The 7783-nt window shown below is 71.3% G+C and carries 11 protein-coding genes; 5 read left to right on the top strand and 6 right to left on the bottom strand.

The window, feature by feature from the left end; translation table 11 throughout:
• Position 1: 1 nt before the first annotated feature.
• On the bottom strand, positions 2-223 hold the full coding sequence (locus AB1578_08050; protein MEW6487851.1) for a superinfection immunity protein: 222 nt from the start codon (positions 221-223) through the stop codon (positions 2-4).
• A gap of 167 nt (positions 224-390) precedes the next feature.
• Positions 391-798, bottom strand: a complete 408-nt coding sequence (locus AB1578_08055; GenBank protein MEW6487852.1) for a pyridoxamine 5'-phosphate oxidase family protein — start codon at positions 796-798, stop codon at positions 391-393.
• A 159-nt stretch (positions 799-957) separates the two neighbouring features.
• Between AB1578_08055 and AB1578_08060 the strand changes: the two genes are divergently transcribed.
• The 3 genes from AB1578_08060 to AB1578_08070 all read left to right on the top strand — a co-directional run bounded on the left by AB1578_08060 (position 958) and on the right by AB1578_08070 (position 4208).
• A complete protein-coding gene (locus AB1578_08060) occupies positions 958-3033 on the top strand; it encodes a dynamin family protein (protein ID MEW6487853.1) in 2076 nt (691 codons plus the stop codon).
• A complete protein-coding gene (gene efp, locus AB1578_08065) occupies positions 3030-3593 on the top strand; it encodes an elongation factor P (protein MEW6487854.1) in 564 nt (187 codons plus the stop codon). The genes AB1578_08060 and efp overlap by 4 nt, the downstream gene beginning before the upstream one ends.
• A 102-nt stretch (positions 3594-3695) precedes the next feature.
• Positions 3696-4208, top strand: coding sequence for a cytochrome P460 family protein (locus AB1578_08070; GenBank protein MEW6487855.1), 513 nt, complete (start codon positions 3696-3698; stop codon positions 4206-4208).
• 17 nt (positions 4209-4225) lie between these two features.
• Here the strand turns inward: AB1578_08070 and AB1578_08075 are convergent, their stop codons facing one another.
• The gene (locus tag AB1578_08075; protein ID MEW6487856.1) at positions 4226-5044 is read right to left on the bottom strand and encodes a 4Fe-4S binding protein; all 819 of its coding nucleotides are present in this window, start codon (positions 5042-5044) and stop codon (positions 4226-4228) included.
• Positions 5045-5403: 359 nt separating this feature from the next.
• A complete protein-coding gene (locus AB1578_08080) occupies positions 5404-5550 on the bottom strand; it encodes a hypothetical protein (GenBank protein ID MEW6487857.1) in 147 nt (48 codons plus the stop codon).
• A gap of 147 nt (positions 5551-5697) precedes the next feature.
• Between AB1578_08080 and AB1578_08085 the strand changes: the two genes are divergently transcribed.
• Entirely contained in the window at positions 5698-6540 is an 843-nt protein-coding gene (locus tag AB1578_08085) for an HD domain-containing phosphohydrolase (protein MEW6487858.1), read from the top strand.
• 49 nt (positions 6541-6589) lie between these two features.
• Here AB1578_08085 and AB1578_08090 read toward each other — a convergent pair whose 3' ends face one another.
• The gene (locus AB1578_08090) at positions 6590-6820 is read right to left on the bottom strand and encodes a DUF3343 domain-containing protein (protein ID MEW6487859.1); all 231 of its coding nucleotides are present in this window, start codon (positions 6818-6820) and stop codon (positions 6590-6592) included.
• 183 nt (positions 6821-7003) lie between these two features.
• Between AB1578_08090 and AB1578_08095 the strand changes: the two genes are divergently transcribed.
• Positions 7004-7549, top strand: coding sequence for a DUF721 domain-containing protein (locus AB1578_08095; protein MEW6487860.1), 546 nt, complete (start codon positions 7004-7006; stop codon positions 7547-7549).
• Here AB1578_08095 and AB1578_08100 read toward each other — a convergent pair.
• Positions 7473-7783 (bottom strand): SAM-dependent methyltransferase (locus AB1578_08100; protein MEW6487861.1); only part of this gene is annotated, 311 nt, incomplete at its 5' end. The two genes, AB1578_08095 and AB1578_08100, sit on opposite strands and share 77 nt — an antisense overlap.

The raw sequence follows: 7783 nt of genomic DNA on the forward strand, positions 1-7783 counted from the left end.
CTCAGTCGCCGAAGTAGTCGTCCAGAGCGCGAATCCGCCGTTTCACCCCCGAAAGCGCCATCGCCAGCGCCACCACCCACCCGATCACCGTCCACCCGAGAAGGATGTTGACGACGCAGATGACGCGCCGCAGGTGGTGCTGGCGCTCGAGGGCGATGTAGCACGGAACGAAGTAGAGCACCACTCCCACGAGCACTGCGGCCAGCTTCCAACCGAAACTCATGCCCATCCTCCGGTCGCGCCTCGAAGGCGCAGGATCGAGAGGGACACCGCTTCCGGGGGGTGCTTCGTCGCAACGGGGAACCTCCGGCCCTGGACCGGAGAGCGGCCTGGCCTCGCCCGCCGAGGCTCCGCCTTCCCGATACCCGGCCAGGCGCCCCGCATCACGGACTAGACGACCGGCAGGGGTTCGTCCCGAGGGGACGCGTCCCCCACCAGGACCAGCGCCTTGGTGAGCCGAAAGCACACCAGGTACTTGACCTGGTCTCCGGTACCCGCCCCCACGATGGCATCCGCCCGGGCCTTGACCTCCTCCAGCACGGGCCCCCCGTCTTCCTCTCTCACCTTTTCCAGGTAGAGCCGAACCCCCTGGAAGCCCTTCTGCTGAAAGGCATACACCGCGTGGGGATTGCCCTGGAGGTTCGCGTGGGTGAGGCGGTCGGTCATCCCAAAGGCGAAGGTGCCGTCCCGAAGGACCTTGGGCCGGGAGTAGACGGCGATGTTCACCTCTCCCCCACGGCCTGCCGTAGCCAGAAAGCCGACGCCGCGGGCGTCATCGAAGTAGCGTTGCCAGTTCATCTCGAACCTCCCAGGGTGTTTCGCGCATCGGGGCCGCCAAGGGTACCCGGCCGGGAGCAAAGGTCAACCCCCCCAGGGCCCTCCCCAACCACCCTCTGGAATCCGCGCCGGGCGACCCCCATAATGACGTGCGCTCCCCTTTGGTCTTCCGAGGACCCCGTGACCGATCCCCTGCGCTCCCGACGCAACGACTTCGCCCGCCGGGGGCTCCTGCGCGCCCGGAACGAGGCCGAGCGCTGCCTCGAAGCAGAGGGCGCCCGCCGCCCGGAGCACGCCGAGCGCATCGGGGCGTGGCGGGCGGAGCTGGCGCGCCTGCCCGGGCGGCTCTCCGCTGGGGAGGCCCGGGTGGCCTTCGTGGGCGCGGTGAAGTCGGGAAAGTCTACTCTGGTAAATGCCCTGATCGGGGAGGACCTCCTCCCCCGGGGCTCGGGAATCCTCACGGCCCAGGTCACCGAGATTCGGGCCGGGCCCTGGTTCCGCGCCACGGCGGAGTGGAAGTGCCGGGCGGAGGTGAACGCAGGCTTTTCGTCCCACCTGGGAGCCCTGGGGAGCCCCGGCGCCTGGGACCTGAACGAGGCGACCCATCGGGACGCGGCCGGGAGGGTTGTGGCCCAGGCCAGGGGGCCCCACGCCGAACCCCTGCGGGCACTCCTGGCGGGCTGGGAGGAAGCCCGCCCCCGGCTGGCGCAGGCGCGGCGTACCGAGGAAACCCGGGACCCGGCGACCCTGGCCCGCTGGGCCGGCCGGGACGAAGCGGCGCTCTACCTGGCGGGGCTTCGGGTCGAGGTGCCCGCGCCGGATCTGCCCGAGGGGCTGGTGCTTCTCGACTGCCAGGGTGCCGACGCCTGGAACGCGGCCCACGGCAGGGATCTGGAGGAAGCCGTCCTGTCGGCCCACGCCCTCGTATACGTGGTCTCGACCCGGGTGGGCCTGCGGGAGGCCGACTTTCGCTTCCTGGAGGCCTTGCGGGGTTACGGGATGCTGGAGCTCACCCGGTTTGCCGTGAACACCGACCTGGGGGAGGTGCGAGACCCCGACCGCCTGCGCCGGGTGGTGGAGACGGCAGGCCGCCAACTGCGCGAGCTCGGAGCGCAGGAGGGCGTACACGCCTTCTCGTCCCTCCAAGCGCTCTTGGAGCGGCGGCTGCTCCTGGCGCCCGAGTCGGTGGGACCGGGAGAGCGGGGGCTCCCCGGCGCCTGGGAGGAGGCGATCCCCGGCCCCGCAGCCGAGAGCCGCGAGGCCTTCCGCGCCTTTCGCGATAGGCTGTGGTCCGACGCCCGCTCCGAGCAGGAGCACCTGGTCTTGCAGCGAGCCCGGGCGGATCTGCGACGAACCCTCGTGGAGGCGGCCCTGGCGCTGGGCGCGGCCGCCCTGGGGCGCGCCGCGTGGAGCGCCGACACCCTTGAGGCCCTTTCCACCCGGGCCCAGAGCCGCATGCGGGCGGCAGCCGAGGCGCGCAAGGCCCAGATCCGGCAGGCCGTGGCGCGGGGATTTTCCGCCCGGGGCGCCCCCCAGCGCGCTGCCTGGGAGACCCGCGTGGGCAGCCTCGACGCCGATGCGGCCTTGGCGTGGAGGCAAGCGGGGAGCGATCCGGTGGCCGCCGCCGCGATCCTCTGGGGCCGCCTCGAGGAGGGAGCCGGCGCCGTCCTCGCGGCCACCGAGCCCCTGAGGATCAACGCCGTCCGCAATCTGGCCCTGGAGGCCCGGGGCGAGCTGGCGCGCCAGGGGGAAGACGTGGCCGGCGGGCTCGCCGCTGCCCTGGCCGAGGCGGGAGCCGGTCTTCGGCCGCCGCCGGATCGACGGGCCCTTTCCCGTGAGATTACCGCCACACGCAAGGTCCCTCTCTTCCGCAGCCGGGGGCCCGGGGCACGCCCGGTGGAGGACGTTGCGGAAGCAGGGTTCGGGAGGATGCGAGCGCTCCTGGAGCAGGCGGGCCGGGCGATGGGCCAGCGGCTCCGCGGCCGGGGGGCCCCGCTCGCCTCCGCTGAGGCGGCCGCCCAGCGCGCCCTACTTGTCCGGCGCCTGTCCCGCGCTTGGGACGCCTACGTGGAAGACATCCTCGACGGGTGCCTGCTGCCCCACGTGGACGACGCCGCTGCCCAGGTGTATCACCACATCGCCTCGTGGGCGCTGGCCCAGACCGCGACCCCGGGGGCAAGCATCGCCTCGGCCCTGACCCAACTCGATGGCGGCACGCCCTCCCACGCCGAAGACCTCGAAGGAGACGTCCCATGATCCAGGCATCCGACCTCAAGCGCGGCCACGTGATCCTCGCCGACGGCGCACCCTGCCGGCTCCTCGAAGTCCAGCAGCACGCCCCCACGGCCCGGGGCGCCAACCTCATGGTCAAGGTGCGCTTTCGCAACCTGCTGACCGACCAGGTCCTCGACAAGACCTTTCGGGGGGGCGAGAAGGTGGAGGAGGCCGATTTCGAGCGCCGAAAGGGCCAGTATCTCTACTCCCAGGGGGACGGGGGCGTCTTCATGGACCAGGAGACCTACGAACAGTTCGAGGTGGGTCCCGAGATCTTCGACGGGGTGCGGGGGTACCTGCTCGACGGCACCGAGGTCGTGCTCGGCATCTACCAGGAGCGGGTGGTCAGCGTCGACCCGCCCCAGGTTGTGGAGCTCACGGTGATCGACACCCCCCCGGTGGTCAAGGGGGCCACAGCCCAGGCCCAGGCCAAGGAGGCCGTCTGCGAGACTGGGCTCAAGGTCATGGTTCCCCCCTACCTGACGACCGGCGAACGAATTCGGGTGGACACCCGCGATGGGCACTTCGTTTCCCGGGCCTGAGGGCCCGGGGGACTCCAGGCTTCGCCCCCCTCCTTGACGAACCTGCCCGGGACGCTACCCTTGGCCCCTTACCCAAGCCGGGCTTGGCCCAAGGAGACCCCCATGCGCACCCTGCTAGCCGCCCTCGCCTGCCTGCTCACCCTGGCCCTGGCCTCCCCGGGCTTCGCCAGCGAGAAGGAGTCGCCCAAGAAATCCGAGAAGAAGTCCGAGGCCCGGGAGGCGGGGGCGAAGCTGCCGAAGAACTTCCGGGAGTGGGCCCACACCAAGTCCATGGTCATCCCCGACAAGAGCCACGGGCTCTACGGATTCCACAACATCTACGCGAACGAGAAGGCCCTGAAGTCCCTCAAGGGGGGCGACAAGTACACCGAGGAGGCGGCCTTCGTCGTCTCGTTCTACGAGGTGGTGGACGAGGGCGGCATGGTGAGTCAGGGCGCCAAGATCATGGACGCCGTGATGATCAAGGACAGGAAGGCGTCGGCAACGGAGGGCTGGGTCTATGCGGCCTTCGGGCCTGACGGGAAGGCCCTGCCCATCGACCCGGTGAAGGACTGCTACGAGTGCCACACGTCCGTCCGGGACAAGGACTTCGTCTTCCACGCCTACATCGACTGACGGGAGGCCCCGGCCCGCTAGATCCGCACGTCCGCCGACAGCGCCTTGCACGCTCCGGTGCACTCCAGGCACCGGCTGCACGCGATGTGGTTGGGTTCCTCGTGCGGACGAAGCCCCTGGGGGCAGTGGCGGGCGCACTTGCCGCAGGCATTGCAGGCCGCCGCATCGACCTTCAGGTGGAACCCGGAAAACGTGTTGAAGAGCCCGTAGAAGCCCCCGATGGGGCACAGGGCCGTGCAGAAGAAGCGGTGGGAGAAGACCGCGAGCAGGAGCACCAGGACCAGCACCGCCGCCGACACGGCGGCCAGGAGCCCCTCGGGAGCGCGGAGGAAGAGGGGGATCCCCAGGCCCTGCTGACTCAGGCGCACGATGGCCCCGGGCGGACACAGGTGACAGAAGAAGAGGGACTTGGTGGCGTAGGGCAGCCACACGAGGAGCACCACGAAGAGCGGCAGCCGGCCCCAGCCCACCCAGGTGGGAAGGGTGAACTTTGGCACCGGGATCTTGGCCAGCAGATCCTGGACGAAGCCGAACGGGCACAGCCATCCGCAGGCCCAGCTCCCCAGGGCGGCCCCGAAGAGGAGCAGCACCGCCGAGCTCACGATGAGGAGCTCGACGGTCTTGGGGGCCAGGGCCCCGAACATCCCCATGACCATGCCCGCGGTCTGGAAGGCGATCAGGGGACACTTGAAGGTGGCCAGGGCGCACTGGGAGCAGTTGAGGTAACTGCACGGGATGAACCGAAGCCACGAGAAGAAGTAGGCGTTGCTTACCAGCAGGCTAAAGGTCTGCACCCACCGCCGGGGCGAGAGGCGCCCCAGGGGGCCCAGGCTCATCGGCCACCCCCGGGATTGGCGGGGAGCGCGGGGGCGCGCGAAGGCGGGGGCGGGGCACGCTGGGGCACGCCGAATCCCGGCGGTGCCGGCTGGGAAGGAGCCCCGAGGTTCAGGGGCGGCGGGCGCCGCCCCTGGCGGGTATCGGGCTGGAGGTGCCGGCCCAGAAAAAATGCGCTCACAACCAGGATGGCAACCCACGAGAGCCGCCACACCTTCCCCACGCTCATCGCCATACTCCGCCGTAGAGGGACCCCGGGCTTGGGTTCCGCCGGACGGTGGAGTGTAGAACGGCCTCCATGAGACGGGGATGAGAGGCACCTTAAATGGTTCTCATCCGAGAACCGCAGGTCCCGGCCTCCTCACCTTCTGTTGCCGGGCCCCGCCGGGCACTGGCGCGCGTGCTCCGCCAGGGCGGCCCGACAGCCGGACAGATCCAGCCGCGCCAGGCGCCGCAGCGCCTCGTGGTAGTGACGGGGGGCATCCTCCCAGAGCCCAAGCTGCCTCATCTCAAGCCCTTCCTCCGCCGTTCCCCGCCTGTCCCGAGCGGCACGGGCCCGGGCCCCGGGCGCGGGTTGTCACCCGCCGGGTTCGTGGCACCCTGGGACCGTCGCCGCCGCGCCGGCTGCAAACCGCCAAGAGAAAAGGGTCCAGCCGTGAGCCACTCGGAAGACCGCCTGCTCCTCAAGTCGCTCCTCGTCCTCGGGTCGGTCATCGAGGCGCGCGACGCCTACACCGGCGGCCACGCCTGGCGCGTGGCCCAGTTCGCCAAGCTCCTGGCCGAAAAGGCCGGCCTCGGGGCCTCCCAGGCGTCCCTGGCGGCCCTGGGGGGCTACGTGCACGACCTGGGCAAGGTCGGCGTCTCCGACGCCATCCTCCACAAGGCAGCCCCCCTGACGGGGGCCGAGGTGGAGGCCATGCGCGCCCACCCGGCCATCGGCCGGGGGCTCGTCGCGGATCATCCCCTGGGAAAGCTGGTCCTGGACTCGGTGTACCGGCACCACGAGCGTTTCGACGGGCAGGGCTACCCCGAAGCGGTGGGCCCCAGCGGCCTGGAGCTCTACCCGAGGATCGTGAGCGTCGCCGACGCCCTGGACGCCATGACGAGCACCCGTCCCTACCGGCAGGCCCTGGACCTGCCCGAAGCCGTTTCCCGGCTCCGGGCGGAGCGGGATCGCCAGTTCGACGGGCGGCTCGTGGACGCCATGGCGGCCATGGCGCAGGAAGGGCGCCTGGCGGGGATCATCGGGCACAGCGACCACGAGACCCCGCTCGTGCGCTGCCCCCGCTGCGGTCCGGTGATCGCGGTGGCGCGCACGGCCCAGGACGGAGACACGGTCCACTGCCGGGTCTGCCGCGCCAAGCACCGCCTTCACGCTGCGGGGAAGACCTTCGAAGTCGAATTCCTCGACGAACGCGCCCTGGCCGTGGCCCTCGAACCCGAGTTGGAACAAATCCACGGACTACTGCGGGAGCTGCCCGACCGGCTCTCACCCTGATCGCCCCGGGTGATCGCCCTGGGCCGAGGGGCGCGCACCGCCCACCGCGTTACCCGACGCGGCGGTACGCTTCCCCTTCCCGGGCATGGAGTTCCTCGAAGGCACAGCCGTGGGCCTCCAGAGCCTGTTGCACCGCCACCCGATCCCCCAGGGGAAAGGCCAGGGAGAGTCCGCAGTCGGAGGAGAGCTGTCGGGGCACCGGCATCAGCCGCACGTCCAGACCTGCCTTCTTCAGGATCTTCTCCGCCTTCATGACCCGGTGGATGCTGTGAAAGATCAAGACCCCGTCCCGTTCCATACGTCTCGCCCCTCCAAAATCCGCTCCTCCAGCAGCTCCGAGGTCGCCTGCCGACCCACCCGGGTGGCTGGGTGCCTCGGGGCCGGGTCCCAGACCTTCCCCCGCTCCTCGCCCTCCGGTACCCTGAGCCACCGACTCCGCTCCCCTACTCCACCGCAGGCGTCCATGCCCAAGAGCGCAGACGACCTCCCCCGAGTGCTCCAGCGCGTGCTGCGCCAGGCCGAGGCGTCCTACCCGGACCGTTCCCACCGGATCTGGGAGGTCTGGGACACAGCCGTGGGCCCCGATGTGGCGGCGCGCAGCCGCCCCCTGTCCCTTCGCTCGGGGCGCCTCACGGTGGCCGTGGAGAGCCCGGCGTGGATGCAGCAGCTCTCCTTTCTGCGCGAAACCATGCGCGATGCCGTCAACCGCGCCCTGGGCGAGGACCTGGTGCGGGAGGTGCGGCTGCGCATCGCCGAGGCCGAGCCCCCGGCCCCTCCCCCGCGGGACCCCGCAAGGCCTCCGCCCTGGCTCGCCCGGGAGGTGCCCGCCGAGGTCGCGGCAGCCGTGGACCGGGAGGTGGCGTCCATCCGGGACCCGGAGCTGCGGGAGGCGGTGCGCCAGACCCGGCTCCGGGCCGAACAGATGCGCCGCTTCAGGGAGGACCCAGGAGACGCTCCGCCTCGGGCGAGTAGCGCGCGCCCGAAGCGTGGAGGACGAGCGGGCTCCTGAGCTCCAGCCCCTCCCCTCCTCCCCGCACACACCGCACCAGCACCAGGTTCGCCGGCTCGCCGGCCCGGGGGTGCACCGGCAGCAGGACCTTGGGCTCCAGGCCCGCCCCCCGGCAACCCTCCAGGAGGGTTGCCAGCCGCGCCGCCGGATACACGGAGCAGAACGCGCCCCCCGTGCCCAGGGCAAAGGCCGCCGCGGCCGCGGCGGCCGCCAGGGATCCCGCCACCTCGTGGC

This window comes from Thermodesulfobacteriota bacterium, from assembly GCA_040756475.1.
In the GTDB taxonomy this organism is placed as follows: Bacteria; Desulfobacterota; Deferrisomatia; order Deferrisomatales; family JACRMM01; genus JBFLZB01.

What these genes read in the sequence shown, in the direction of transcription:
- AB1578_08055 (MEW6487852.1), bottom strand. Translation starts at nt 798, where the DNA reads ATGAACTGGCAACGCTACTTCGATGACGCCCGCGGCGTCGGCTTTCTG.
- AB1578_08095 (MEW6487860.1), top strand. Translation starts at nt 7,004, where the DNA reads ATGCCCAAGAGCGCAGACGACCTCCCCCGAGTGCTCCAGCGCGTGCTG.
- efp (MEW6487854.1), top strand. Translation starts at nt 3,030, where the DNA reads ATGATCCAGGCATCCGACCTCAAGCGCGGCCACGTGATCCTCGCCGAC.
- AB1578_08075 (MEW6487856.1), bottom strand. Translation starts at nt 5,044, where the DNA reads ATGAGCCTGGGCCCCCTGGGGCGCCTCTCGCCCCGGCGGTGGGTGCAG.
- AB1578_08050 (MEW6487851.1), bottom strand. Translation starts at nt 223, where the DNA reads ATGAGTTTCGGTTGGAAGCTGGCCGCAGTGCTCGTGGGAGTGGTGCTC.
- AB1578_08080 (MEW6487857.1), bottom strand. Translation starts at nt 5,550, where the DNA reads ATGAGGCAGCTTGGGCTCTGGGAGGATGCCCCCCGTCACTACCACGAG.
- AB1578_08070 (MEW6487855.1), top strand. Translation starts at nt 3,696, where the DNA reads ATGCGCACCCTGCTAGCCGCCCTCGCCTGCCTGCTCACCCTGGCCCTG.